This window comes from Synechococcus sp. R70.1, assembly GCF_047461675.1.
GTDB lineage: Bacteria > Cyanobacteriota > Cyanobacteriia > Thermostichales > Thermostichaceae > Thermostichus.
On sequence record NZ_JANSHR010000068.1, the window covers coordinates 112,852 to 139,544 of the forward strand.

The window sequence follows — 26,693 nt, forward strand, 5'->3', positions numbered from 1 at the left end:
ATCGCCTGCTGCACCTGCTGCTCAATGCGGCGAATAATCGAAGTCGGCTGTAGGAAGTGAAACACAAAGCTGAAGTAGGGGATGAGCACCAAAAACGAGGCAGTACCCAGCAGTAGGTTTAGCCCAATCAGGAGCTGGGGATCCTCGTAGAAACCCAGGGCCACCGAGCTCCACAAGCTGACCACATTCGCCAAAATCAAAAACGAGAAGAGGTAGAAATTGGTCTTCTCCCGCAGAAACAACTCGGTAACTTTGGGGGTGAAGCGATCAGCACTCAACTGCACCACAATGGCCACCACTGAGAGGGTAAAGCCCAGCATCCCCGACAGCACCTCGGCCAAGGTGACCACAAACTCCTGCAGCGCTCCTGGCTGCTGAACGGGTTGGGCAAGAGCCAACGCCAAGCCGGCTTGGATCCAGCGGTGCGCCCCCCTGCCCAGGCTAGACCTGCCACCACCCCCACAGCACTCCAAAGCCAAACTTGAGAGCGAGGCTTGGCAGCGTTTGCGGCTAAACCCATCTTCTTTCCCCCCAGCACCTTCAATATTCGCTAAGAAGAGCCTCCACAAACTCGTAGCTGGAAAAAGGCCTTAGATCCTCCAACCCCTCGCCAGCTCCAATAAAGCGGATAGGCAGGTTCATCTGCTGGGTAATAGCTAGGGCGATCCCTCCTTTGGCGGTGCTGTCCAGCTTGGTGAGGATGACGCCGGTTAGCTTGGCCACCTCGGCAAACACCTGGGCCTGGCGCAGGCCGTTTTGCCCTTGGGTAGCATCCAAAACCAAGAGGCTTTCCACCTTGGCTTCGGGAGCTTTCTTGTCGATGATGCGGCGGATCTTGGCCAGCTCCTCCATCAGGTTCTTCTTGTTCTGCAGGCGGCCTGCTGTATCTACCAAGAGCAACTCGGTGCCTCTGGCCTTGGCGGCGGTGATGGCATCAAACACCACGGCGGCCGGGTCAGCGTTAGGGGAAGGGTTGGCGATGACCTCCACCCCCGCCCGCTCTGCCCAGATCTTGAGCTGCTCTATGGCGGCAGCGCGGAAGGTGTCGGCAGCAGCAATTAGACACTGGTAGCCGGACTGGCGGGCCACATGGGCAATTTTGCCGATGGTGGTGGTCTTGCCCACCCCATTCACGCCCACGATCAGCCAGATGTTGAGCGTGCCCCGCTGCGGCGCAAAGGTGGGATCCCCTACCGTCAGCATCTGCCGCATCTGCTGCTTGAGGTACTTCACCGCCTCCTCTGGGGGCACCACCTCCTCCCGCATGCGTTTTTGCAGGGCCTGGAGGATCTGCTCGGTGGCCTCAACGCCCACATCCGCCTGCAGCAGCATCGTCTCAATGGTTTCGACCGCCTCCCGATCAAGAGGCCCCCGGCCCATTAGAGCCTTTAATTGGTTGATCAGGTTGAGGCGGGTTTTGCCCAGACTTCGCCGCAGCTTCTGCAGCCAGGAAATTTCTTCTACGGAGATCTCTTCGGGCTTGCGTCCTTGGGCCGCCAGGATCTCGGCTGACCAGCGGAAGCCCTCGTCGAAAACCAGCTCTTCCGCCGCCGACTCTGCCGACTCTGGAGGTGGGGCAGCAGGAGCAACAACGCTGGCAGGGATCGGCTCTGCTTCCTCCACGGCGCTTGCCTTTAGGGCCTGCAGGCGCTCGGCAGCGCGAGGAGCCAGATCAAAAAAGGAGGGGACAGCAGCCAGCTGCTCAGGAGACGATGAGGGAGAGGCGGCTTCAGGTGCTGTAGCTGCTGGAGCAGAGGGCTGGGATCCCTCGCTTGCAGGGGGTTCTGGGGCGGCTGGGGAGACAACCTCTGCTTGAGTAGCTTTGGCGGCAGCCCGCGCTTTTAGGTTGGCATAGGCGGCTTTAGCAAAGGCCAAATAGTCCTCTGGCGACATGGCAGCCGGCTCTGCCGCTGGGGGAGTTGCCGACTCGGCCTTTTGGGGAGAGGACTCTGCTTCACCCTTGGAGTCGGTGTAGCGACGGCGAAACCAATCAAAGGCCATAATCCCACCTCTAGCCTGACTTTTTTCCAGTTTGGCAAAGCAGCTTCTTTTCCAGAGCTCGGCCTTTGCACCCAAAGGGGAAGGGACAGTTTCCCTAGGCAAACACCACCGTTTTGTTGCAGTACACCAGGACGCGATTTTCTAGGTGATAGCGCACGGCCCGGGCCAGGACTAGGCGCTCCACGTCGCGGCCTTTGCGGATGAGGTCAGCTACCGTGTCGCGGTGACTCACCCGCACTACGTCCTGCTCGATGATCGGCCCTTCATCCAGCTCCTCGGTGGCGTAGTGGGCGGTGGCGCCGATGATCTTGACGCCCCGCTGGTGGGCACGCTGGTAGGGGTTAGCACCGGCAAAAGCAGGCAGCGTAGAGTGGTGAATGTTGATCACCGGGGGCGCCTGGCGAAGCAGCCACCCGCTCAAGACCTGCATGTATTTGGCCAGCACCACCAAGTCAATCCGATATTCTTGCAGCAAGGCCAGTTGTCGGGCCTCTGCCTCGGCTCTGTTTTCTGGAGAAACGGGGATGTGGTAGTAGTCGATGCCAAAAGAGCGGGCCAGCGGCTCCAAGTCGGGGTGGTTGCTGATGATCAGAGGGATCTCCGCCGGCAGCTCCCCAGCCCTCTGCCGCCAGATGAGATCCAACAGACAGTGGGGTTGCTTGCTAACCCACACCGCAATGCGCCGGCGCGTATCGGAAAAATGCAGCTCCCAGTTGGCCTGGATCCCGCGGGCAATGCCGGAGAAGGCAGGGACGATCTCCCACCGTTCCAGGCGAAAGCCCTCTAAATCCCACTCGATGCGGCTTAGGAACAACCCTGCCTCGAGATCCGTGTGGTGGTCAGCGTGAAGAATGTTGCCGTCGTAGCTGTAGATGAAGTTGGAGAGCTTGGCTACCAGGCCTTTTTGATCGGGACAGGACACCAATAGGGTAGCCGTGGGCATAGAAGTGCAAAGAGCTCGCCCCTTTACCCTAGGACTTGGATTGGCCTGGGGGCAAGCGCCCCTGGCCAGGGGGTTTCAGTCTTGAGCTCTTGCAACAACCCAGAACCCCCCGGCTGGCTGTCCCAACGCCTGAAGTTGATGGGAATTACATCACCGCTGAGGAGTCGGCGAGGGACAGCTCCTGAGAATAACTCGAGGGGTTTTGGCCGTGCTGCTGCAGCCAGGCTTTTGCATTCGCCAGGGCATAGTTAGGATTGTCCTTATGCCGAGACAGAGCGGGTCGAAGCGGGGCATGGGCTAGGCAGCATCCACGCTTGAAGATCCCTCGGAGGGGGAGGCGGCGGCCCTGGGCTCTGCCTCCACAGCCGGCTTTGTGGGCATATCGGCTGTGGCAACTGGGTCGGTTTTGAGCGGAGCTGCAGGGGCTGTCTGGGGACTAGAGGCGCGGGCGGCTCTTTCTAGCTCCTGGGCTTCCTGGTTTAACTGAGCCTCAAACTCCCTGGCAGCATCCTGCAAGCTGCGCAAGGTTTTGGCTAGGGCACGACCAATCTCTGGTAGCTTGCGTGGCCCAAACACTAGGAGAGCCACTGCAAAGATAACCAGCATTTCCGGCAGTCCGACGCCCAAGAAATTCATAAGCCCTGGGATCGCTTTGCTTCCCTAGCCTGACATCTTCTTGCCTTTGTCCGCAAGCGCTTTTGCCTCTGCTGCAGCAAACTGCCGCTGCCGTCTTGGCTGGGCTACCAGGTCAGCCCCTTTCCGGCCGCCCAAGCCCAGGGGAGGGGAATGATAAAATTGCGTATACCCGTTCTATTGGCCTAGGCTTCCCATGCTCCAAGCCCTACAGAAGCTTCTCGGGGATCCCAACGAGCGCAAGATCCGCAAGTACCTGCCTGTTGTCAAGCTGATCAACTCGCTGGAGATCGAGATTGCCTCCCTTTCCGATGCGGAGCTCAGGGCCAAGACCACCGAGTTTCGCCAACGCCTAGACAGAGGAGAGTCCCTCGACGAACTCCTGCCCGAGGCTTTTGCAGTGGTGCGAGAGGCGGCCAAGCGGGTTCTCAACATGCGCCACTACGACGTGCAGCTCATTGGTGGCATGGTGCTGCACGAGGGCCAGATTGCCGAGATGAAAACGGGGGAGGGGAAGACCCTGGTGGCCACCCTACCGGCCTACTTAAACGGCCTGACTGGGAAGGGGGTTCACATCGTTACTGTCAACGGCTATTTGGCCCGGCGAGACTCGGAGTGGATGGGCCAGGTGCACCGCTTCCTGGGCCTGACGGTTGGCTTGGTGCAAGAGGGCATGTCCACCGACGAGAAGCGGCGCAGCTACCACTGCGACATTACTTACTGCACCAACAGCGAACTGGGCTTTGACTACCTGCGGGACAACCTGGCCACTGACATCAGAGAAGTGATGCAGCGGCCCTTTAACTACTGCATTATTGACGAGGTGGACTCCATCCTCATCGACGAGGCCCGCACCCCCTTGATCATCTCTGGCCAGGTGTCCCGTCCCTCCGAGAAGTACCTCAAAGCAGCCCAGGTGGCCCGGGAGCTGATCCGCGACGAGCACTACGAGGTGGATGAAAAAGCCCGCAACATCATCCTCACCGACGAAGGTTTTGAAGCCGCCGAGCGGTTGCTGGGGGTCTCAGATCTATTTGATCCCAAAGATCCCTGGGCGCACTTTGTCTTTAACGCCGTGAAGGCCAAGGAGCTCTTCATCCGGGATGTCCACTACATCGTCCGCAACCAAGAGGTGGTGATCGTGGACGAGTTCACCGGGCGGGTGCTCCCTGGTCGCCGCTGGTCGGATGGCCTGCACCAGGCCATTGAAGCCAAAGAGGGGGTGCCCATTCAAAGCGAGAGCCAAACCCTAGCCACCGTTACTTACCAAAACCTCTTCCGCCTCTATCCCAAGCTTGCCGGCATGACGGGCACGGCTCGCACTGAGGAAGCAGAGTTTGTTAAAATCTACAACCTCGAAGTGACTGTTATCCCCACCAACCGCCCCATTCGCCGCATAGATGCCCCTGACCTGGTGTACAAGACTGAAAACGCCAAGTGGAAGGCGGTGGTCGAGGAGATTGCCTACATGCACGCCAAGGGGCGGCCCGTTTTGGTGGGAACCACCAGCGTGGAAAAATCCGAACGCCTCTCGGCCATGCTCAAGGAAAGAGGGATCCCCCACAACCTCCTCAACGCCAAGCCGGAGAACGTGGAGCGGGAGGCGGAAATCATTGCTCAGGCGGGTCGCAAAGGTGCCGTAACCATTGCTACCAACATGGCTGGGCGGGGCACGGACATCATCTTGGGTGGCAACGCGGAATACATGGCCCGCCTCAAGCTGCGGGAACGGCTGATGCCCAAGCTGGTGCAGCTGGATCCCGACAACCCCCTGGGATCGGCCTCCACGACAAGCCGCGGCGGCGGTCAAGGGTTTGGCCCAGCCTCGCCCAAGCCGAAAAAGTCCTGGACGGTGGTCTCCCCCAACTTTTACCCCTGTGAGCTCTCAGCTCGCACCAGCCAGGCTTTGGACGAGGTGGTGGCAGCCGCAGTGGCCAAGTATGGGTTAAACCGCCTGCCGGAGCTGGTAGTGGAAGATCTCATCGCAGTGGCCTCGGAGAAGGCGCCGGTGCAGGATCCCCTGATCTTGCAACTGCGAGAGGTCTACAACAGCATCAAGGCCGAGTACGAAAAGGTCACAGAGGCCGAGCACGAGGAGGTGGTGCGGCTGGGGGGCTTGCATGTCATTGGCACGGAGCGCCACGAGTCCCGCCGCATCGACAACCAGCTGCGCGGCCGCGCCGGCCGGCAAGGAGACCCTGGCTCCTCGCGGTTTTTCCTCAGCCTGGAAGACAACCTACTCAAGATCTTCGGTGGCGAACGGGTGGCCAAGCTGATGGACATGTTCCGGGTAGACGAAGACATGCCCATCGAGCACCCGCTCCTGTCGAAGAGCCTGGAAAATGCCCAGCGCAAGGTGGAGGTGTACTACTTTGACCTGCGTAAGCAGGTGTTTGAATACGACGAGGTTCTCAACAACCAGCGGCGGGCTATCTACTCGGAGCGGCGGCGCATTCTGGAAGGGGAGAACCTCAAACCCAAGATCCTGGACTACGTGCGCAAGACCGTTGAGGAGATCGTGCAAGCCCACGTCAACCCGGAGCTGCCGCCGGAGGAGTGGGAAATCGACAAGCTGACGGCCAAGATGCAGGAGTTCGTTCCCCTGCTCAAAGACAACCTCAAGGTTGAGGACTTACGGGATCTCTCCTATCAGGAAATCCTCGACTACCTGATCAAACAGGCGGAGATGGCCTACGAGGCCAAAGAGGCCTTCTTGGATACCTTTGAGCCTGGCCTGATGCGGAAGGCTGAGCGCTTTTTCCTGTTGCAGCAGGTGGATACCCTCTGGCGGGAGCACTTGCAACAGATGGAGGCGCTGCGGGAAGCGGTGGGCCTGCGCGGCTATGGCCAGCGGGATCCCCTCATCGAATACAAGAACGAGGGCTACGAGCTGTTCCTAGAGATGCTGGACAACATCCGCCGCAACACCGTGTACAACCTCTTTGTCTTTACACCCCAGATCGTACAAGTGCCGCAGGCAGTGCCCCTGCAAGCGGTGGCTGCTGGTTCCGAGACAAGCCAGGTGCCAGAAGCCGACTTTACCCACGAATAAAGCAAAGCCTCGCTAGGACACGTGATCAAGAGCGCTTCTCGAAGTCCAGATCCGGCAAGGGCAGCTCGGCGGGGCTGCCCCCCTGGCCACTGAGCATAGCTAGGCGGCGGGAGATCTCGTCCTCAAGAGCCATTTCGTCAAGCTGGGCGGCAAGTTGCTCGCTGCGATCCTCCGAGAGCTCGCTGAGGGCGTGGACCTTGAGCTGGCGAGCCTGGATGGCGTTCTTGGCCGCCTCAAATTGGGACTTGGCCGAGTCAATGCTATAGGCGTTGTTAACGCGGGTCATCTGTTCAAGGGCTTTGTTCACCTCGTAGATGTCTTTGAGGTTGCTCAGCTCGCGCTTGTAGAGGGCCAGACGCTCTTTTTCCCGGGCCAGCTTTTCCTTGGCAGCCTTGACATAGCGCTCAGCAGTTTCCACTTGTTCCTTGAGCGGGCCAAGAGCGGCCTCAATGCGCAGGGCTTCGGCCATAGCTAGGCGAGCGGCTTCTTGATCCCCCCGTTGCATGGCCAGGCGAGCCTTGTTCTCCAGCGCCTGGTACTCCCGCACCTTTTGCATGTACTTTTGCTCGGCCCGCTGGTAGGCAGCTACCTGGGTGGCGACGGCTTCGGTGAGACGCTGCACGGTCTCCTGCATGGTTCGCACCGATTCTTCAGCCACCGCCACTGCCTCTGCCCCGCCTTTTTCCACCGGCAGCCCCCAAAGCCAATTCCACGTGCCCACGATGAGGCTGCCGGCTCGCTGCCCGAAAATGCCGTAGATGATCTTGCGCACGCCCATGGCTTGCCCTCCCTATCGCTGCCTTTCACTGTATTCAATTTCCTCTGCAACTGGGAAGCTTGCCAGAAAGGGGCAGGCGGACAAAGTCAAACCCTTGCTCCCCCAAGGCCGGGATCAAACGGCGGACTACCTCGGCTACCTGAGATCCCCCCTGGATGCCGTCGTGGAGCACAATCAGGGAGCCGGGCCGCACTTGGTTGAGCACCCGCTCCACCACCACGGCCACCGGCGGGCAGAGCCAATCCTCCGGCACCACACTCCACATCACCGGTAAATACCCCCAGGAGCGCAAGTCGGTTAGCGTCCGGGGCCAGAAGAGACCGTTGGGGGGGCGCACAGCCCGATACTCTTCTGGGGTGCCGCCACAGGCAGCCACGAGGGTATCCTGGCTGCGTCGCAAGCTCTGTAGCAGTTCGCCTCGGCTAAGCTGGGTAAACGAGCGGTGCTGCCAGCCGTGCAGGCCAATGCCGTGGCTCTGTTGGCGGATTTTCCGGGCCAGGTGGGGCCAGCGCTGCACCCGTTCCCCCAACACAAAGAAGGTGGCTGGTACCTGAAACTCCTGTAAAACTTGCAACAGGGTCGGCGTGTATTCAGGGTGAGGGCCATCGTCAAAGGTAAGGGCCACCTGTCGCTTCTGAGGATCTGGCGGTAAGTCCCAGAGAGCCTCAGGAAAAAGGGTCTTGAGGCCCTGCTGCAGAAGGGGGTAGAGGGCAGAGGGGAGGATCTGCGGCGGCCAAAAGGGCATAGATTGACCTCAACTTTCCAGAGAGCCCCTTGTTACCCCCAACTGGCTGTACAGCTTTAGCTCCCGCCACAGTTGAGAGCCACTCATCTGGCCCTGGAGGAGCTGTTGATAGCAGCGTAGGGTTTGCTGAACCTGCTCGGCAGACTCCTGCAAGAACTCAATGCGCAGATATCGCAACCCCAGCGCCAGGAGCTGCGACACATATTCTGCCCCAGTTTGGGCTTTGCCATTGTAGAGGGTGTTGCGGCAGCCAGCATCGGCTTTCAAAATGTGCTCCACATTGGCCCTGTCCCTCAGCCTTACTTCGTGCTTTTCGCAGGGGCGGCCACAGTTGGTGTAATCCGTGCCACTGGACAAAAAGGCGCAGAAGACGCAGTGCTCCATGTGGAACATGGGCATGTGCTGGTGGATAGTAACCTCGTACCAATGGGCAGGGCCAGCCTGCAGCAGGGATCCCAGTTGCTCATGGTTGAGGTCATAGGAGGCCGTCAGGCGCTCCAGGCGGTAGCGGCTTTTGAAATAGTGGGCGGTGAGGGGATTGGCCACGTTCAGGGAAAAATCGCCGATGCAGCGCTGGTTGGCGAAAAAGCGTAGGTGGTCGTAGTTTCGCACCAGATAGCCATCGGCTCCTGCCGCCAGCACCTGTTTTAGAATCCAAGTTTCCCCCGGCTTAGTGATGCGGGGCGGGGCCGCCCACAGCTCCACCTCGGGGTGAGAAGCTTTGGTAGCGCGGATAACTTCCCGGTAGCGGCGGGGATCCTCAAACTCCAGGTAGATCTGGCGGATGCCACAGGCAATTGCCGCCGACAACTGGGCTGGCTCCCGCACCAACACCACCAGCTGGGGCAATCCCGGCTCGGCTGGCTCTAGGGGAGGCAGCAGGTCTTGCCAGTGGGCGTCAGGATTGAGCTGCCAGCGGCGGGGCCGGGCTCGCAGCGCTTGCAACTGCTCCACTGCCTGGCGCCGCATCTGGTTGAGGACGCTGACCGGCAGCATCACCTCCCCCTCCAGGGCATTGTGCAGGGATCCCAGCCGGAAGGGCGTACCTCCCAGGCGGCCTAGTTGCTGTCGCAGCTTCTCGTCGGTGAGGGGCTGCTGGCGAGCAGGCTGCAAAGGCATGGGGGAATCCACCTGCACCACGTGGCCCTCTTCATCGCGCAGGATGAGGGTCAGGGGCAGTCCGGCCTGGCCATGGACTTCCAGGTGGACGGGGCGGCGGAAGCGCGGCTGATCCCCGGCATAGCTCTGGCGCAGGCGCTTTTCCAGCTCTGGGTCGCTGGTCTTCCAGAGGCGATCCCCTACCCGCAGGCGTTTGAGGTCAATTGCCCCCTGGGCAAAGCTCAGCCAGGCCAACCCCTGCTTCTGGTGCACGCGGTAAACTCGTCCCCCCTGCTCCGGCAGCTCTGGCTCCCCCTGGTCAAACACCACGCCATCCCCCGCCTTGAGGGGAGCTTCCAGGCGCACTCCCACCTGATCCCCCTCGATCCTCACCACCTGCCCTAGGTAAACGCCGCGCTTTTTGCCAAAACGGGCATGCACCAGCTTTTGGTTGTTGATGCCTCGCAGCCAGCCGGTGTACAGGCCGCGGGAAAAGCTCATCTCCAGCTCATACCATTCCTGGGCTGAGGGCTGCCACGCTTCCCCTGCCCCCAAGGCGTCCAAGGCCCGCCGATAGATGCGCGTTACGCTGGCTACATATTCTGGGGATTTTAGGCGGCCCTCAATTTTCAAGCAGTGGATCCCTAGCTTGACTAGCTCCGGCAACACCTCCAAGCCAGCTAAATCTTGGGGGCTAAGTAGATACCGCTTCTCTCCCAGATCGCGGCGAACCCCGTCCACCACCAGCTCGTAGGGCAGGCGACAGGCCTGGGCGCACTCCCCGCGGTTGGCCGAGCGTCTCCCCAGCGCCTCGCTGGTTAGGCATTGCCCGGAGTAGGCCACGCACAGGGCCCCATGGACAAACACCTCCAGAGCAATGGGGGATCCCCTCTCTTCCAGATGGGCGCGGATCTTGGCTATTTCCTGGAGGGAACACTCCCGCGCCAGCACCACCACCTCACAGCCCAGCTCGGCAGCAAACTCCGCTCCCACGCCGCTGGTAATAGTCATCTGCGTTGAGGCGTGGATGGGCAGGTCGGGAGAAAGATGTCGAACCAGGCGCGCAATGCCGACATCCTGCACGATGACCGCGTCTACCCCTGCTGCCGTCATCGCGCGGATGTACCGTTCCGCCTCCTCCAGCTCTTCAGGAAAGACCAAGGTATTTAAAGTGACGTAGCCCCTCACGCCGCGCTGGTGCAGCCAGGCCATTAGTTCTGGTAGGTCCGCCTCCGTAAAGTTGCGGGCGCGCAGGCGAGCATTGAACCGTTCCAGTCCGAAGTAGATGGCGTCGGCTCCGTTTTCCACCGCTGCCTTGGCACACTCCCAGTCCCCCGCCGGCGCTAGCAGGAGAGGCATCCGAGCTGGCAAAGACTGCTCTCCAAGGCAGCCTGTTGATCCCCCATCTCTGACAACAGCCTTCATGGGAAGAGAACCCGCCAACCCAAGGGATCCTTTCCCATTCAAAATAACCCTAGAGAAGGATCCCCCAGGGCAACTCCCTCTGGCCTACCCGATCTGCATGTGAGAAGATCAAAGCCTGACCTCCCCATCTCTGAGCAGACTCCCGAGGTTTAGCCAACACGGTATGAGCAAGTCTAGCGACCGCTTGCTGCTGGAGTTTGAGCAGCCTGTTGCCGCTCTTGAGCAGCGCATCCAGGAGATTCGGGCCTTGGCTGAAGAAAACGACATTGATGCTTCTGAGCAGATTCGCCAACTGGAGGCCAAAGCCGAAGAGCTGCGCCGCGAGATTTTCAGGCAGCTCACACCTGTCGAGCGGCTGCAGGTGGCCCGCCATCCCCGTCGCCCTACCACCTTGGACTATGTGCAGACCATCTGCGACGATTGGTTTGAGCTGCACGGGGATCGCCACGGCCAGGACGATCCGGCCATTGTCGGCGGCCTAGCCAAGCTGGAGGATCAGCCGGTGATGATCCTCGGCCACCAAAAGGGCCGCGACACCAAAGACAACATCCACCGCAACTTCGGCATGCCCAACCCTGCTGGCTACCGCAAAGCCCTGCGGCTCATGGAGCATGCCCACCGCTTTGGTCTGCCCCTTTTGACCTTTATCGACACGCCAGGGGCCTACCCAGGAGTTAAGGCCGAGGCTGAGGGCCAGGGGGAGGCCATTGCCACCAACTTGCGGACGCTGTTTCAGCTGGAGATCCCCATTATCTGTACGGTGATTGGCGAAGGGGGATCCGGGGGGGCCTTGGCCATTGGGGTGGGCAATCGCATTCTAATGTTTGAACACGCCGTCTATTCGGTAATCTCACCAGAGGGCTGTGCAGCCATCCTTTGGAAAGATGCCAAAAAAGCACCCCAGGCGGCAGCAGCCCTGCGCATTACTGCCCAAGATCTGCTGCAACTGGAGGTCATTGACGAGATCCTGCCAGAGCCAGTGGGGGGTGCCCACCGCGCCCCTTTGGAAGCTGCCCAAACTCTCAAAGAGGCTCTCCTAAGACACCTCAAGGAACTTTCCAGGCTGAGCGGGCGGGAGTTGCGGGAAGAGCGTTACCAAAAGTTTCGCCGCATGGGAGCTTTTCTGGAGCTGGCCTAGGAGAGCTAATTATCTTCAGCGAAGCTAGCTCTGCTACGAAAAATTACAGTTCCTGGCCGGCTCTGAGGTCAAAGATCAAGTCAGTGGTAGATTCAAAGTGCTGCGCGCTATCCCAAGCGCGGCCCAAACAACGCTAACTACAACGAGAAGGGAGGCTATGGCTGTGATGGAAGGCGATCCCCGGCAGGGCGCTAAGCTCCCCCTCTTCGGGGGATCTACCGGAGGGCTGTTGAGCGCAGCCGAGACCGAAGAGAAATACGTCATCACCTGGACTGGCAAGCCAGGGCAGGTGTTTGAGATGCCCACGGGCGGGGCTGCTGAGATGGTGGAGGGTAAGAACTACCTCACCTTCGCCCGCAAGGAGCAGTGCCTGGCTCTTGGGGCCCAGCTGAGATCTGAATACAAGATCAACGACTACCAGATCTTCCGCATTCCGGCAGGGGGACAGCCGGAGCTGGTGCATCCCAAAGATGGCGTCTTCCCTGAAAAAGTTAACGAGGGTCGCCAGCCCGTCGGCAAGGTAGATCGCAGCATCGGCAAAAACCGCGAGCCCGTTACCTACAAGTTCACCAACGGCAAGCCCTGGGACTAATTTGGTTGGCAGCCTTGGTCTTGTCCGATCCCCTGCCAGCCTCAGGGGATCCCTTTTGTCTGTCTGCACCTCTTTAAAAAAGCTCCAGCTCACTTGGAGCCGGAGCCGCAAGGTCTGGCATTCCTGGTCTACTTGGCAATTGCCGCGAAGAACTCCTTGGATTTGACCGGGTCGGGCTTTAGGGTTCTCTGGCCGGGCTGCCAGTTGGCTGGGCAAACTTCATCGGGGTGGGATTGGACATACTGGATAGCCTGCAGGGTGCGCAGGGTCTCATCCACGCTGCGGCCAAAGGCCAGGTTGTTGATGGTGGCGTGCTGAAGGATCCCTTCCTTGTCGATGATAAACAGGCCGCGCAGCGCCACCCCTGTTGCCGGATCCAGGACATTGTAGGCGGCGCTGATCTCTTTCTTCAGGTCGGAGACCAGCGGATACCTCAGCTCGCCCACCCCGCCAGCTTTGCGGTCGGTTTGCATCCAGGCCAGGTGAGAGTACTCGCTATCCACCGAGATGCCGAGGATCTCCGTGTCCAACTTGGCAAACTCGTCGTAGCGATCGCTGAAAGCCGTGATCTCGGTCGGGCAGACAAAGGTAAAGTCCAGGGGGTAAAAGAGCAGCACCACATACTTCTTGCCCCTGTAGTCAGAGAGCCTCACCGTCTTGAATTCCATGTCGTAAACGGCCGTGGCCGAAAAATCGGGAGCTAGCTGCCCCACCCGCAGACATCCTTGCTGAGACATGAGGTCGACCCTCCTTCCGGTAAGGTGCAAATGTAAACTAAAATCAACATACCATACTCATAATGAGTTTGTCTTGCGGGTTAGGCAAGCTAAACCGACCCGACAACCTCTTGTCCCTCACCCATTTACAGCATCTGCCAAGGTATCCAAAGGGGGGGGCAGCCAAGGATGGGCTTCTACTTCAGGAAGGGAAGAATCCAGCAACCAGCGGCAGGGGCGGCGCTCTTCCAAGATGGTAGTGGCGCAGCAGCAGCTATAGACTTCTAGGTAGTCGTCGGGTTCTGCCTCGAAAGTGGCATACTGGCCCGGGAAGAGGGTGCGCTCCCAGTGGCCAGGGATCGTCCGGACTACCTGAACCCGGCCAGAGCGGTTGACATAAACGTATCTTTTCATTGCTGTTTTTTAATTTCCTTAAGAAAAACTTATTGCCCTTTAGGACAGGCTATCATCCTTGATCCCCAGCCGACAATAGCCAGCGGCTGGGACGGGGATCGCCCTTTGCGCTTGACTTTTGGCGATTTGTTCTCTCAGGTTATTCAAGGTGGGGATAAAGATCTCGAGAAGAAGCCTGCCCTGGTAAACTGGGAGAGAGTTTGAAGAGATCCTTACTGAAGTTGGCCTTCATCGTTCCGAGAGGGGGGCATACCGTGGACAACAAGTTGGGGCTCGAGATCATCGAAGTGGTGGAACAGGCTGCCATTGCTGCCGCCCGCTGGATGGGCAAGGGGGACAACAAGGCCGCTGACCAAGCAGCCGTAGAAGCCATGCGGGAGAAACTCAACCAGATCCCCATGCGCGGTCGAATCGTCATTGGGGAGGGAACCCGCGACGAGGCCCCCATGCTCTACATCGGGGAGGAAGTGGGGATCTGCACCCGTCCCGACGCCGAGCAGTTCTGTCGCGTGGAAGAGCTGGTGGAGATCGATATTGCTGTGGATCCCTGCGAGGGCACCAACCTGGTAGCCAAAGGCCAGAACGGATCCATGGCGGTGCTGGCCATCTCCGAGAAAGGCGGCCTTCTCAACGCCCCGGACATCTACATGCAAAAACTAGCGGCCCCGCCCCAGGCCAAGGGCAAAGTCCACCTGGACTATCCGCCAGAAAAGAACCTCAAGATCATCGCCGAAAGCCTGGGTCGGGAAGTGGCGGACCTAACGGTAGTGGTCATGGATCGCAAGCGCCACACCGATCTCATCCGCCAAATCCGCGAGGCAGGGGCGCGGGTGAAGCTAATTACCGACGGCGACCTCTCGGCAGCTCTGGCAGTGGCGTTCAGCGGCACAGGTATCCATGCCCTGATGGGGATTGGAGCGGCTCCCGAGGGAGTGATCTCGGCAGCGGCGCTGCGCTGTCTGGGCGCTCACTTCCAAGGGCGGCTCATCTACGATCCCGAAGTGGTGCAGGCGGGCACCTACCTGCCACCGGTAGAAGAGACTCGGCGAGAACTAAAAGAAAAGGGCATTGAGGATCCCGATAAGGTATGGGAGTGTGAGGAGCTAGCCAGCGGCAAAGAGCTGCTCTTTGCGGCCACCGGTATCACCGATGGGGATCTGGTACGGGGAGTGCGCTTCTTCGGGGGTGGAGCGCGTACGGAAACGCTGGTGATTTCTAGCCAATCCCGCACCGTGCGCTTTGTGGACACCATCCACCTGAAGGAGGGCCAGCAGCCCCCCGCCCTGCAACTGCGCTGACGGATCCCCTCCTAGCTCTTCCCAGTGACGAGGGCGGCTTTCCCTGGGGAAGGTCGCCCTTCTGCTTGGGAGAACGTTAAAAAATCTATCAAGGCCGACCCCGAAAAAACGTAATAACTCTTCAGCAAAATCTGGCAAAACCGATCCGATACTGGTCTTAGGGTTTAGGTAGTCTGAGAAAAGTTACCTAAGCTTGCTGCAGCCAAGACAGGTAAGACGCTTTGCTTAGGCTCTGGCCTATTCTTGTTTCGGGCAAGGTTTGCCTTTGTTTAGAGATTTAACAATCAGTGGTCTATAGACGACGGAGAGGCATGTTTATCGCGGTTGTCGGTCTTAGCCATCGCACAGCTCCTGTGGAGATCCGGGAGCGCCTCAGCATTGGGGAGGCGGAGGTGGGAGAGAGGATCCGGCAGCTCCGTGCCTACCCCCACATTGAGGAAGCAGCAATCCTCAGCACCTGTAACCGGCTGGAGGTCTACATCGTTACGCCAGAAACCGAAAGCGGGGTGCGGCAGACGATGCAGTTTTTGGCGGAGGCAAAGGGGATCCCCCTGCCCCAACTGCGTCCCCACCTGTTTACCCTGCTCTACCAAGATGCGGTAACCCACTTGATGCGGGTGGCGGCCGGGCTGGAGAGCTTGGTGCTGGGAGAAGGGCAGATCTTGGCGCAAGTGAAAAAGGCTCAACAACTGGGCCAGGCATGCAACGGCACGGATCGCATCCTCAACCGCCTCTTCAAGGCGGCCATCACTGTCGGCAAGCGCGTCCGCGCGGAGACGGGGATCGGCACCGGCGCCATGTCCATTAGCTCGGCAGCCGTGGAGCTGGCCCTGCAAGAGCAGGGATCGCTTTCCCAGGGCAAGGTTACCGTCGTGGGAGCAGGGAGAATGGCCCGCCTCTTGCTGCAGCATCTTCTGGCCAAGGGAGCGGTGGATATTACCCTAGTCAACCGCTCCTTAGAGCGGGCAGAAGCGCTAGCCCAGCAATTTGAGCAACCAATCCAAGTCCTGCCTTGGGAGTCGTTGCTCAACAGCGTGGCGGAGTCCAATCTGGTCTTCACCAGCACCAGCGCCACCCAGCCCATCCTTACCTACGCCCAACTAGTGGAAGTGCTGCAGCCGGATCAGCCGCTGCTGTTGGTGGATATCTCCGTGCCCCGCAACATCGAGCCCGAGGTAGAAAAGCTCAGAGGGGTGCGGCTGTTCAACGTAGATCACCTCTCCCGCGTCGTGGAAGAAAACCGCGCCCAACGGCAAAAGCTGGCCCTGGCGGCCGAGGCCTTGATCGAAGAAGAGGTGGAGCAGTTCATGGAGTGGTGGCGTTCTCTGGAAACAGTGCCCACCATTTCCAGCCTGCGCCACAAGGTGGAGTCTATCCGCGAGCAGGAGATGGAGAAAGCTCTCTCCCGGCTGGGCAAGGACTTTGCCGAGAAGCACCTGGAGGTCATCGACGCCCTCACCCGTGGCATCGTCAACAAGATCCTGCATGACCCTATGGTGCAACTGCGGGCCAAACGGGACATCGAGGCCCGACGGAAGGCGATGCAAATTCTGCAGGAACTCTTTAACCTCGATCCCATGCCCTTTCAGGCCCAGCAGGAGCGCTAGGTTTTAAAGAATTGCAACAGTCCCCTCATCTTCAGGCAACAGCGGACCTTAGGATACACAAGTAGGCTACGGGATTTGGGGCTATGTTCGGGCAATACGAAGTGTTCGTGCAGTTGGCGCTGCTTGCCTTGATTGTCTTGGCAGGGCCGGCGGTCATTTTGGTGCTTTACCTGCGCGGGGCTGATATGTGAGGCAAGGGTTGCCCGGTAGCGCTGGCAGGGCAACTCTCTCTGCGATGTAACACTTCTTTGCGCTAGAGTTGTAGAGGCACCCCCAGGAAAGGCTGGGGGTAAGTTTTTCTACGGATTGAGGGCTATGCCGATCCCTATCCGCAACATTGCCATCATTGCCCACGTTGACCACGGCAAAACCACCCTCGTGGATGCCCTGTTGCGCCAGGCAGGAGCCCTGCGGGCGGAAGGAGACATTCCCGCCTGCGTGCTGGATTGCAACGCCCTAGAGCGGGAGCGGGGCATCACCATCCTGGCAAAGAACACCGCCGTTCGCTATGGCGAAACCCTGATCAACATCGTCGATACTCCCGGCCACGCCGACTTTGGCGGGGAGGTGGAGCGGGTGCTGGGCATGGTGGAAGGCTGTCTGCTGATTGTGGATGCCAACGAGGGCCCGATGCCTCAGACCCGCTTTGTGTTGCGTAAGGCCTTGGAGAAGGGCTTGCGCCCAATCGTGGTGGTCAACAAAATTGATCGGCCTCAGGCCGAGCCCTACAAGGTCATCGACAAAGTGTTGGATCTGTTTCTGGAGCTAGGCGCTGACGAAGACCAGTGCGACTTCCCCTACCTATTTGCCTCGGGACTACGGGGTTTTGCCCTGGAAGAAGCTGACCTCAAAGCTTTCCTTGCAGGCAACTACAGCGGCCCTCTCGACATGAGGCCTCTCTTTGAGGCCATCCTCAAATACGTGCCGCCGCCAGTGGGGGATCCCGCCAAGCCCCTGCAACTGCAAGTCACGACGCTGGAGCACTCGGAATACCTGGGCCGGATTGTGATTGGCAAGATCCACAACGGCACCATTCGGGTTGGGGATCAGTTGGCGGTGGTCAAAGAAGACGGGTCGATTGCTAAGGGCAAGGTAACCAAGCTGTTTGGCTTCCAAGGCCTGGAGCGCATTGAGCTAACAGAAGCCACTGCCGGCAATATTGTGGCGGTGGCGGGGTTTGCCGAGGCCCACATTGGCCACACCCTCACCTCTCCCGAAAACCCCCAGGCCCTGCCGCTGATCAAGGTGGACGAGCCGACGCTGCAGGTGAGGATCTGCGTCAACGACTCTCCCTTTGCCGGCCAGGAGGGCACCTTTGTTACTTCGCGGCAATTGCGGGAGCGCCTGATGCGGGAGCTGGAAACCAACGTGGCGCTACGGGTGGAGGAGACCGAGTCCCCAGATTGCTTTTTGGTGTCGGGGCGAGGCGAACTGCACCTGGGCATTTTGCTGGAAACCATGCGGCGGGAGGGCTACGAGTTCCAGGTTGGCCAGCCGAAGGTGATCTTCCGCGAAGTCAACGGCCAGCCCTACGAGCCCTATGAGCTTTTGGTGTTGGATGTGCCGGAAGCGGCAGTGGGCGCCTGCATCGAACGGCTGGGAGAGCGGCGGGGAGAGATGCAGAACATGAGAGTGGGCGCGGACGGTCGGGCCCAGTTGGAGTTCGTCATCCCGGCGCGGGGGCTCATTGGCTTTCGCAGCGAGTTTGTCCGCATCACCCGCGGCGAAGGGATCATGAGCCATAGCTTTTTGGAGTACCGTCCTCTCACCTCAGGGCTGGAGACTCGCCGCAACGGCGTGCTCATTGCCTTTGAAGAGGGAGTGGCCACCACCTATGCCCTGAAGAATGCGGAGGACCGCGGCGTGTTCTTCATTAAGCCGGGCACCCGCGTTTACAAGGGCATGATTGTGGGTGAGCACAACCGACCCCAGGATCTGGAGCTAAACGTCTGCAAGACCAAACACCTAACCAACCATCGCGCCTCAACGGGAGAAGAGCTAGTGCAGCTACAGGCGCCGGTGGAGATGACTCTGGAGCGAGCCCTAGAATACATTGGCGAGGACGAGCTGGTGGAGGTCACCCCTCAGTCGGTGCGACTGCGCAAGGCCCAGTTAGTGCCCTCTCGCCGCTAGCGGAGGTAAAAGCGCAGGTTGGGGAAATAGAAGGCCCCCCAGAGGCCGAGGAGGACAAACCCCAGGCCAAGGAGCAGCAGCCACAGGCGGGGACGGCTGTGGAGGCGAGTTGCTCCTGTCTGGACATAGGCCAGATCCACCCAGGCGGTGTTGCCGCGGCGGAACCAGCCCACCACCTTGACCTGCCGGCCCATGAGGGCGCGGAGGGGCTTTAGGCCGGAAAAGACATTGCCCAGCGGTCCCAGCGGAGAGGTGAAGCGCAGGGGGATCAGGCCGGTGGCATCCTGGAGCTTGAGCTCTGCTCCCAGTTGGTAGCCAGTTGGTCCCAATCCCAGCAGCTCGCCTTCCAGCTCCACCGGCTGACTGCGGCAGGGATCCGCGTCCGGATCAGCCAGCAAGCCGAGCACCGCAGTGGGCTGGGGCAACAGAGGTCCTCGGTACATGAGCCCTGCCTTGGCCCACAGGCCCATCCCATAGCCCACCACCGCAGCCGCGGCAATGATCTTGGGATCAAGGCGATCTTGCAGCCCTAGGTAGAGGATTAGCCCCACCAGCCAGCCCATAACCATGCCGACCACTTCGGCAGCGTAGATAGCCAGATCCTCCCAGAAGCGAGCCTTTTGAAGAGCCCCTCCCTCCTTTGGCTTGACTAGGCTTAGCTCCGGCAAAAGGCGCAGCCGCTGCGCGTATTCCCCCAAAACCTGAAAGCGCTGTCCCAGCAGGGGATGGCTGGAATTGAGCTGCATCCAACGGGCCCAGGGGTTGAGCTGCTCCCAGCGGAAGACCTGGCTGGCTTGGGCGGGATCCTGCAAGCGGACAGCGGCACTGGCGGCAGCGGTAGTTTTGAAGTCCAGGAGGCTAAAGAGGCGGGTGCAGTGCAACAGCGAGGAGGGGCGGCGGTCGTTTTTGTGAGCCTCCTGCAGGCCAGCAGCCGACTTGAGCAGAGCGGCCATTAGCCCGTTGGGGTTGCCCGTGGCCTCGACCGCGAAGTGATCGGCGTGGTAGGTGCCCAGGCGGGAGAGGAAAAACAGGGGGTAGGAAAGCACCGTGTAGATCAGGTAGAGCAGGGGAGCCGCGTGTCCAATGAGATCCCGCCGTTGGCTCCCCAGGTGGCTCACTTGCTCCAGGGTTAGGTAAACCAACTGCAGGGGGGATCCCAGCAGGGTCATGAGCAGGATGTCGCCGTTAACGATCCGCCCCAGGGCCTGGGCGTAGACGGCGGCAATCTCATCGGGAGCAAGCCGCTGCAAGAGGGCCTGGGTGACCACGATGCGGCCGCCATCGGGAAAAGTGCCGTAGACAAAGGCCAGTGGTCCCCCTTCTGGAATCACCCCCAGGCGCGGCAGTTTGAGGTGCTTCTGGGCGCAGAGGCGCTGCAGCAGGCGAGCTGCCTCGGGGCTGTGGCGCTCGAGTTCTCCCAGGCTGGCCCAGCGCAACCTGTGCAGCCGCTGGTGCAGGTGATCCAGGAGCCAGGGGGCAAAAAAGAGCAGGCCTACGCCAAAGTTAACCGCCAGGCTGCCAGCCACCAGCCAGCGTAAGCCGTTGCGCAGCCAGGGCAGCAACCCCTGCAAAAACCAAAGCTGCCGCGGAAAACTCAGCCGCCCAAAATCCAGGTGGCTGCCCACCAGCCCAAAACTCAGCCACCAGAGGAAGAGGAGGCCCACAGCCAGGGATCCCCACTTGGCCCATCCTAGAGAACCGGCCTCCGCCGGCAAGGGGAGCCTTAAGCCTACTTGACTGGCCCGTTGGCGGCTGGAGGAGGGGGAAGCAGCGGGTTTTTCCGCCGTTTGGGGCAGACGGGACAGGATTTTTTGGGCCCAGTCTCGCGCCTGAGGATCCGGATGCTGCAGCAGTTTTAGACAAAGCGCCCGCGCCTTCTCTGCTTGGCCTAGCTGATGGTAGGCCCGCACCAAATTCATCTGGGCTTCCAGGACTTGCCTACTTGCTGGGATCCCCCCTCCCTGGCCCCCGTGATGAACCTGGGCCAAATAGTCCTCAAGAAGTTGGATAGCTTCTTGAAAGCGGCCCTGCCGTAGGGCCTCCTTGCCCGCCTCCGCGGGGTTCATCGGCCTGCTCCGAGATCTGCCTGCTCCTCTAGCTTAGGCTCTGGGGATCCCCCCGAAAGGGGGTAGCGGAGCAAGCGCCGCCGCAGACAGTCCAGCGCCGCTTGGGCGCTCCACCAGCGCACGCCCTCTCGGCCGCGCAGGCTACCCAAGCGGTACTCCAACACTTCCACTTTCCCCTCCGGGTAAGCTAAGCCCAGATAGACCAAGCCAACCGGCTTGGCAGCAGTGCCCCCCTCCGGGCCGGCAATGCCAGTAATGCTCAGGGCCCAGTCGGAGCCAAAAACCTGCTTGGCCCCCAGGGCCATCTGGGCAGCTACCGGCTCACTAACTGCTCCATGCTGCTGCAGCGTCTTGGGATCTACCCGCAAAAGCTGCTCCTTGAAGCGGTTGTCGTAGGCAACGATGCCGCCCAGGAAATAGCGCGAGCTGCCTGGGATCCCGGTTACCAACTGCCCCAGTAGCCCGCCGGTGCAGGATTCGGCTACCGCCAGGGTCTGCCGCCGCTGCAGGAGCAGCTCCCCCACCACGCTGGCCAAGGTGGCCTCATCGCTGCCAAAGTAGTCTTCTCCAGAAATCTGCAAAATCTGCTCCACCACTGGAGCAATCAGGGCCTCCGCCGCCTCGCGCGTGGGAGCGCGTCCAGTAACTCGCAGGCGCACCTCCCCTTGGCTGGCGTAGGGAGCGACCGTGGGATTTTCCCCGGCCAGCCAGGGGGCCACCCGCTCGGCCAAGGTCGATTCGGGGATGCCCCAGTAGCGCAGCACGCGGCTGTAGAAGACCTCCTTGCCCCAGCCGAGGGAGCGCAAATAGGGTACAGCCGTCTCCTGCCACATGCGCTGCATCTCCTGCGGCACGCCGGGAAAGGTGAGAACATGCAGGTTGGGGCGGGGCTGCCAAATGAGGCCACAGGCGCTGCCGAGGGGGTTGGGCAGGATGGCGGCTCCCCGGGGCAGAAAGGCCTGCTTGCGGTTGCTAGGCGAGGGCACAAGGCCGCGCTGGCCGTATTTTCGCAGAATCTCCTCCCAGAGCTGGGGGTGCTCCACCATCTCCACTCCAAAAAAGGAAGCCAGCGCCGCATGGGTCAGATCATCCGGGGTTGGCCCCAGGCCTCCTGTGATTAACAGCAGGCTGGAGCGCTGGCAGGCCACCTCCAGGGCCTGGTGGATGCGGGTTTCGTTATCCCCCACCACCGTTTGGTAGTAGTGCGGGATCCCGAGCTTGGCCAGCTCGGCTGCCAGATATTGGGCGTTGGTGTTGGCGATCTCTCCCAAAAGCAACTCGGTGCCAACACAGAGGATTTCGGCCCCTTGGGGGGTGAGGGTTTGGGGTGAACTCATGTTCTGTTTAACCAAGGGCTTCAGCCCGCTGACGCAAACAGCTCAGCCGCAAGTATAGAAGTCTTGGCCTCCCTTGGACTCAGGGATCCGGTAAATTGATCCCCCAGCAGAAGGGAGAGGGGGCGCAGCTGCCTGGGCGAGCGCTTCCAGGTCAGAGCCGCTGAGACGGTGGAGAATCCACTCAGGGTGCTGTTTGGCACCCAAGCGCCGATAGAACTCCATTGCCGGCTGGTTCCAGTCCAAAACCATCCACTCCAGCCGCCCGTATCCTTTGGCCACCGCCTCCTGAGCCACCCGTGCCAAGAGCGCCTTGCCGATGCCCCTGCCGCGGAATTCGGGCAGCACAAACAGATCTTCCAGGTAGAGTCCGGGCCGGGTGAGGAAGGTGGAAAAATGACGAAAGTAAAGAGCAAACCCCACCGCTTGCCCCTCCACTTCTGCCAACAACGCCGAGGCAAAGGCTTCGGGGCCAAACAAATGGTGCCGCAATAGATCAGCGGATCCCGTTACCAAGTGGCTCAGCTTCTCGTACTCGGCTAGGGCGCAGATGAGGTTAAACAAAGCGGGCGCATCTTCAGGCCTGGCAGGGCGGATTTCCATACCTTCTAGCCTCACAACTTGAGATACCGGCACGAGAACAGACTACAGCTAGAACTGACCTGGGTCAGCCAGTTGGCCGAGGGCTAGCCGAGAAGAGCTGGAAAAACCGATTAGAGTGAAGAATATGAAGCAACCTCCTCAGCTCCCATGACGACCTCCACCCTTGATGCTGCTGCTATCCTTGAAGCCTTGCGCCCGGTTCAAGATCCGGAGCTACGCCGCAGCCTGGTGGAACTGAACATGATCCGGGATATCCGCGTCGAGCCGGAGCGGGTGGCCTTTACCCTGGTGCTGACAACACCAGCCTGCCCCTTGCGGGAGTTCCTCGTCGAGGAGTGCAAGGCTGCTATCCGCCGCCTGGCTCCCGTTGAAACCATCGAGGTCACCGTTACGGCAGAAACCCCCCGCTCGCCCTCTCTGCCCAATCGGCAGCCCATCCCAGGCGTGCGCAACATCATCGCCATCTCCAGCGGCAAGGGAGGGGTGGGCAAAACCTCGGTAGCGGTCAATGTAGCTGTCGCCCTTGCCCAGAGCGGAGCGCAGGTGGGGCTGCTGGATGCGGATATCTACGGCCCCAATGTGCCGCTGATGCTGGGGCTGCAGGATCGGTCTCTGGTGGTGCGCAAACGGGAAGACGGCAGCGAAGAGATCCTTCCCCTGGAAAACTACGGCGTCAAGATGGTGTCGATGGGCCTCCTGGTGGGACGGGATCAGCCAGTAATCTGGCGGGGGCCAATGCTCAACGGCGTCATCCGGCAGTTTCTCTACCAGGTGCAGTGGGGCGAGTTGGACTATCTCCTCGTGGACATGCCCCCCGGCACTGGCGATGCCCAGTTGACCTTGGCCCAAGCGGTGCCGCTAGCGGGCGCTGTCATCGTCACCACCCCCCAGTCGGTGGCCCTCCTCGACAGCCGCAAGGGCTTGAACATGTTCCGGCAGCTGGGGGTGCCCATCCTCGGCATTGTGGAGAACATGAGCTACTTCATTCCCCCCGACCTACCGGATCGCCAGTACGATATCTTTGGCTCGGCAGGGGGAGAGACCACCGCCCGCGAGCTGGGGGTTCCGCTGCTAGGACGAATCCCGTTGGAGATTGCTCTGCGCCAGGGTGGAGATGCGGGCAAGCCTATTGTTGTTGGCCAGCCCAAGTCTGCCTCGGCCCAGGCGCTCCAGCAGATTGCCAAAGCCTTGGCGGGCCGAGTCTCCATGGTAGCTCTCGGGGCCGGCTAGAAGCGCTCGACTTCTACCAGCGACACGCCAAAGCGGCGCCCTGCCAACAGGATCCCTTCCTGGACCTTGCCGCGCACGGTTACCGTGCTGTTCATAGCTGGCAGCCCCTTGTCCGTGAGGACCCAGAGGGAGCCGCTGTGGTCTTGGATCTCGTACACACCCTGGCCGAACACCCCTATCTGGTTGACCACCCGGCCACGGACGTAGACATTGGCGTAGCGGGAGGGATCCTGCTCAATCTTGGCAATGGGGGTGATGCCAAGGCCTAGCCGTGCCAACTGGCTACACCCACCTAGGGCTAGGCTGAGGCAGAGCAAGAGAACTAAGGAGCCGCGCATGGATTTTTCCCCACAAGTGCTGCTCCCACCATAGCAAGCCTTTAGCTAGAACTTCTCCCCGATGCCAAAGTGCAGTTGAGCCCGGCCGGCCTCTCCTTGCCCAACGGCGTAGTCGATCCGCAGCGGCCCCAGGGGAGATTGGATGCGGATACCAGCCCCCAGCCCTAGGCCACTGCCGGGCTTGTTGCGCACCGCCGCCGGATTGCCGATGACCGCCGCGCCGCTGCCCAGATCGGTGCCGTAGTCGGCAAAAACCACTACCCCTACTGGGTCGAAAAGGGGAAAGCGCAACTCCGCTGTTGCGGTGGCAAAGCTGCGGCCGGAGCCGATGCCGCCCTCGAAAAATCCCCGCACCGAGTTGCCTCCGCCAATTGGGAAAGCGTCGTAGGGAGCCAAGTCGCCAAGGGTAGTGCCCGCCCGCACGTCAAAAGCCAGCACTTGCGGCCGCTCGCTGCGCGTTTCAAAGAGCTTGACGGGAATGAACTGACTGTAGCTGGCCTCGAGGCGGTTGGCGTTCAGGCCGTTCTGGAACAGACGTACCGACTGCTCGGTGAAGAGGCGAAAGACGGATCCCTGGCTGGGGGTGTTGAGGTTGTCGCGAGTGTCGTGGATGAGGCCCAACCGCAGGCTGGTATAGCTGTCTTGGCCGCTTGCGCTGAAGGTAATCGGGTTGCCCAGCACATCAAAGCGCTCCTGCTCGCCTTTGCTGTTTCGGGCTTCCACAAATTGGACGCGGGCACCCAAGCTGGCCCGCCAATTCCCTCCAAGGGGGCGCGAGAAGGTGATGCTGCCGCCCAGCCGGTTGATGCGCACAGGATCCCCGTTGGGCAGAGTCAATCCCTCGTTGAAAACAAAGCTGGAGCTCTGCTGGTTGGAGATGTTGACACTGTAGGAGGTGGGGATCTCCAGGGTGGCAATGCGCGGGTCGGTGAAGTTGAGGTCGAACAGAGTTTCGTTGGTGCCCACCTGCACATTGAAGCTGGCCTTTTGGTTGTTGCCGCCCAAGTTTTCTTCCGAGACGCTGAGACCGGCAAAGACCCCTGTGGCCGAGCTGACGCCAAGGGTCCCGCTCAAAGTGCCGGTGCGCCGCTCTTCCACATTCACCACCACCACGACTTTGTTGGGATCCCGCCCAGGGTTGAGGCCCACATTCACGTCCTGAAAGAGGTTGAGGTTGAAAACCGCCTGCAGATCTTCCTGGATCTGGTTGCGGTTAAACACATCCCCCGGCTTGGTCTTGAGCTCACGGGTGATGATGAAGTCGCGGGTTTTGGTGTTGCCCTGCACGCGAATGTCCTCGATCTCCCCTTCAGCAATTTCCAGGGTGAGGGTGCCGTCTTCGGAAGTGCGTACATCAATAACTTTGGCTAGCACGTAGCCTTTGTCGGCGTACCATTGCTCGATCTCCTCCACTGCCGCCTGCAGTTTGCCAAAGTTGAGCACCCGTCCTTCTTGCTCAGCAAAAGCCTTCCGGAGCACCTCCAGATCCAACACTTTTGTCCCTTCTGTGCGCACGGCTTTGAGGACGGGGTTGGGCTTGACCTCAAAGGTAACCCGCACTCCCAGGGGGGTATCGGAGGGCACAGCCCGCACATCGGCAAAGAAACCGGTGGCAAACACGGCGTTGATGTCTTCCCGCAACTGGGATCGAGTGGAGACCTCGCCGGCGCGGGTGCGAATGACTTTGTAAACCTGATCGATCAGCTCTGGGTCATCAGTTCCTTCAACCACCACCTCTGCCACCAAAACTTCTGGCTCGCTGGCAGCGGGGGTAGGGGTGGGGGAGGGTGGGGTGGGCGTGGTGCCACCGGTGTGCAGATCCAGGGTGCCCGGCTGGGGTTGCGCCCAAGCTGCAGTTCCCGCCAGCAGGCTCATCCCCCAAGTGAGCGCGGCAGTAAGCTGGAGCCCGAGTTGCCTGGAACGGTTCCTCATCCCTCACACCCCTAAAGAGAAAAAGATTCCGCCCAGCCGTGAACAATTGGCCTGAATTATATCAACTCCCTCCCTAGTGGATCCGAGCCTTGCCGCGGGCCGGACTGCGGACTTGGTCAGCTTTTTCCTCAGGGCAGGCGCAGGGATCCCTGGCAGCGCTGGCCACAGCTCTGGGACTCGACCTGCTCGGCGGACAGGTTGGCTTGGGAGTTGAGAATTAGAATTGTGATGGGAGCAGGGGGCGGTAAGGGGCTGCTGTGCCAACCCCACCTGCTAGCGAAGGGCCGCATTGGGGGATTGGGCACGACGAAGACGAGGTTTTGCAGGACATTGCTTTGGAAAGGGGTGGCGCTGTTCTGTTTGCTGTCGAGGAGCACCGTCTGCTGGGCAGAGAAGGTCTGGGCCAGGGCGGTTGGAGCTAGACCTAGGCAGAACAGAGCTGCTACCCCAGGGAAGAGCTTGGCCAGCATCCTCAACGTTCTCCCCATAGCAGTGGGATGCTAGCACCTTAGCTTGTCCCACCGAAAAGGCTCTCCTCCCTTGCCGCAAAGAGGGCTGCGCCTCAGGGCAAACTTATCCGCCCTAGAAGGCGGACTTTTCATCCTGCTTGCGCCAGC

23 protein-coding genes are annotated in these 26,693 nt (G+C 60.5%); 8 read left to right on the forward strand and 15 right to left on the reverse strand.

The genetic code is table 11. The features are described 5' to 3' along the window. The 4 genes from NW807_RS08715 to NW807_RS08730 all read right to left on the reverse strand — a co-directional run. On the reverse strand, positions 1–404 hold a 404-nt coding region (locus NW807_RS08715), incomplete at its 3' end, for a DUF2254 family protein (protein ID WP_414425854.1). A gap of 136 nt (positions 405–540) precedes the next feature. Further along, complete coding sequence (gene ftsY / locus NW807_RS08720) at positions 541–2,001, reverse strand: signal recognition particle-docking protein FtsY (protein WP_414425855.1); 1,461 nt, start codon at positions 1,999–2,001, stop codon at positions 541–543. A 94-nt stretch (positions 2,002–2,095) separates the two neighbouring features. Next, complete coding sequence (gene purU, locus NW807_RS08725) at positions 2,096–2,944, reverse strand: formyltetrahydrofolate deformylase (RefSeq protein WP_414409553.1); 849 nt, start codon at positions 2,942–2,944, stop codon at positions 2,096–2,098. A gap of 297 nt (positions 2,945–3,241) precedes the next feature. Beyond that, positions 3,242–3,580, reverse strand: coding sequence for a TatA/E family twin arginine-targeting protein translocase (locus NW807_RS08730; protein WP_414425856.1), 339 nt, complete (start codon positions 3,578–3,580; stop codon positions 3,242–3,244). A gap of 193 nt (positions 3,581–3,773) precedes the next feature. Between NW807_RS08730 and secA the strand changes: the two genes are divergently transcribed. Next, positions 3,774–6,629: a preprotein translocase subunit SecA gene (gene secA, locus NW807_RS08735; RefSeq protein WP_414425857.1), complete on the forward strand. Its 2,856-nt coding sequence runs from the start codon at positions 3,774–3,776 to the stop codon at positions 6,627–6,629. Between the two features lie 25 nt (positions 6,630–6,654). Here secA and NW807_RS08740 read toward each other — a convergent pair whose 3' ends face one another. The 3 genes from NW807_RS08740 to NW807_RS08750 are packed head-to-tail and all read right to left on the reverse strand — an operon-like array spanning position 6,655 to position 10,609. After that, positions 6,655–7,407, reverse strand: coding sequence for a PspA/IM30 family protein (locus NW807_RS08740; protein WP_414425858.1), 753 nt, complete (start codon positions 7,405–7,407; stop codon positions 6,655–6,657). A 34-nt stretch (positions 7,408–7,441) separates the two neighbouring features. Next, positions 7,442–8,152 (reverse strand): polysaccharide deacetylase family protein, encoded by a 711-nt coding sequence (locus NW807_RS08745; RefSeq protein WP_414425859.1) that lies wholly within the window; start codon positions 8,150–8,152, stop codon positions 7,442–7,444. Between the two features lie 9 nt (positions 8,153–8,161). Then, positions 8,162–10,609: a DUF3656 domain-containing U32 family peptidase gene (locus NW807_RS08750; RefSeq protein WP_414425860.1), complete on the reverse strand. Its 2,448-nt coding sequence runs from the start codon at positions 10,607–10,609 to the stop codon at positions 8,162–8,164. A 229-nt stretch (positions 10,610–10,838) separates the two neighbouring features. On the opposite strand from NW807_RS08750, the gene NW807_RS08755 reads away from it, so the two are divergent. Together NW807_RS08755 and NW807_RS08760 are read left to right on the forward strand one after the other, a co-directional pair. Further along, positions 10,839–11,813 (forward strand): acetyl-CoA carboxylase carboxyltransferase subunit alpha, encoded by a 975-nt coding sequence (locus tag NW807_RS08755; protein WP_414393565.1) that lies wholly within the window; start codon positions 10,839–10,841, stop codon positions 11,811–11,813. Positions 11,814–11,970: 157 nt separating this feature from the next. Further along, positions 11,971–12,405 carry a photosystem I reaction center subunit II PsaD gene (locus NW807_RS08760; protein ID WP_414425861.1) on the forward strand — a complete coding sequence of 145 codons (435 nt, stop codon included), beginning with the start codon at positions 11,971–11,973 and terminating at the stop codon, positions 12,403–12,405. Between the two features lie 128 nt (positions 12,406–12,533). Here NW807_RS08760 and NW807_RS08765 read toward each other — a convergent pair whose 3' ends face one another. Continuing rightward, the gene (locus NW807_RS08765; RefSeq protein ID WP_414425862.1) at positions 12,534–13,142 is read right to left on the reverse strand and encodes a peroxiredoxin; all 609 of its coding nucleotides are present in this window, start codon (positions 13,140–13,142) and stop codon (positions 12,534–12,536) included. A gap of 117 nt (positions 13,143–13,259) precedes the next feature. Next, the gene (locus tag NW807_RS08770; RefSeq protein WP_414425863.1) at positions 13,260–13,535 is read right to left on the reverse strand and encodes a DUF1830 domain-containing protein; all 276 of its coding nucleotides are present in this window, start codon (positions 13,533–13,535) and stop codon (positions 13,260–13,262) included. 254 nt (positions 13,536–13,789) lie between these two features. Between NW807_RS08770 and glpX the strand changes: the two genes are divergently transcribed. The 4 genes from glpX (at position 13,790) to typA (ending at position 18,573) form a co-directional block, all read left to right on the forward strand. Then, a complete protein-coding gene (gene glpX / locus NW807_RS08775) occupies positions 13,790–14,833 on the forward strand; it encodes a class II fructose-bisphosphatase (protein WP_414393558.1) in 1,044 nt (347 codons plus the stop codon). A 311-nt stretch (positions 14,834–15,144) separates the two neighbouring features. After that, complete coding sequence (locus NW807_RS08780; protein WP_414425864.1) at positions 15,145–16,440, forward strand: glutamyl-tRNA reductase; 1,296 nt, start codon at positions 15,145–15,147, stop codon at positions 16,438–16,440. 83 nt (positions 16,441–16,523) lie between these two features. Next, positions 16,524–16,631 (forward strand): photosystem II reaction center protein Ycf12/Psb30, encoded by a 108-nt coding sequence (gene psb30 / locus NW807_RS08785; RefSeq protein WP_099812430.1) that lies wholly within the window; start codon positions 16,524–16,526, stop codon positions 16,629–16,631. Positions 16,632–16,755: 124 nt separating this feature from the next. Continuing rightward, a complete protein-coding gene (typA, locus tag NW807_RS08790; RefSeq protein ID WP_414405561.1) occupies positions 16,756–18,573 on the forward strand; it encodes a translational GTPase TypA in 1,818 nt (605 codons plus the stop codon). Here typA and NW807_RS08795 read toward each other — a convergent pair. Genes NW807_RS08795 through NW807_RS08805 form a run of 3 tightly spaced genes read right to left on the reverse strand, consistent with a single transcriptional unit; the run spans position 18,570 to position 22,576 of the window. Then, positions 18,570–20,639 (reverse strand): M48 family metalloprotease, encoded by a 2,070-nt coding sequence (locus NW807_RS08795; protein ID WP_414425865.1) that lies wholly within the window; start codon positions 20,637–20,639, stop codon positions 18,570–18,572. The genes typA and NW807_RS08795 overlap by 4 nt on opposite strands. Then, the gene (locus NW807_RS08800) at positions 20,636–21,976 is read right to left on the reverse strand and encodes a competence/damage-inducible protein A (RefSeq protein WP_414405559.1); all 1,341 of its coding nucleotides are present in this window, start codon (positions 21,974–21,976) and stop codon (positions 20,636–20,638) included. The genes NW807_RS08795 and NW807_RS08800 overlap by 4 nt, the downstream gene beginning before the upstream one ends. Positions 21,977–22,018: 42 nt before the next feature. Continuing rightward, positions 22,019–22,576, reverse strand: a complete 558-nt coding sequence (locus NW807_RS08805) for an N-acetyltransferase family protein (protein WP_414405558.1) — start codon at positions 22,574–22,576, stop codon at positions 22,019–22,021. 147 nt (positions 22,577–22,723) lie between these two features. Between NW807_RS08805 and NW807_RS08810 the strand changes: the two genes are divergently transcribed. After that, the gene (locus NW807_RS08810; protein WP_414425866.1) at positions 22,724–23,806 is read left to right on the forward strand and encodes an Mrp/NBP35 family ATP-binding protein; all 1,083 of its coding nucleotides are present in this window, start codon (positions 22,724–22,726) and stop codon (positions 23,804–23,806) included. Here NW807_RS08810 and NW807_RS08815 read toward each other — a convergent pair. From NW807_RS08815 to NW807_RS08825, 3 genes are all read right to left on the reverse strand, one after another. Next, positions 23,803–24,144 (reverse strand): hypothetical protein, encoded by a 342-nt coding sequence (locus NW807_RS08815; RefSeq protein ID WP_414425867.1) that lies wholly within the window; start codon positions 24,142–24,144, stop codon positions 23,803–23,805. The genes NW807_RS08810 and NW807_RS08815 overlap by 4 nt on opposite strands. Positions 24,145–24,189: 45 nt before the next feature. Next, positions 24,190–26,019 (reverse strand): BamA/TamA family outer membrane protein, encoded by a 1,830-nt coding sequence (locus NW807_RS08820; protein ID WP_414411175.1) that lies wholly within the window; start codon positions 26,017–26,019, stop codon positions 24,190–24,192. A gap of 185 nt (positions 26,020–26,204) precedes the next feature. Next, the gene (locus NW807_RS08825; protein ID WP_414425868.1) at positions 26,205–26,546 is read right to left on the reverse strand and encodes a hypothetical protein; all 342 of its coding nucleotides are present in this window, start codon (positions 26,544–26,546) and stop codon (positions 26,205–26,207) included. Between the last annotated feature and the right edge of the window lie 147 nt (positions 26,547–26,693).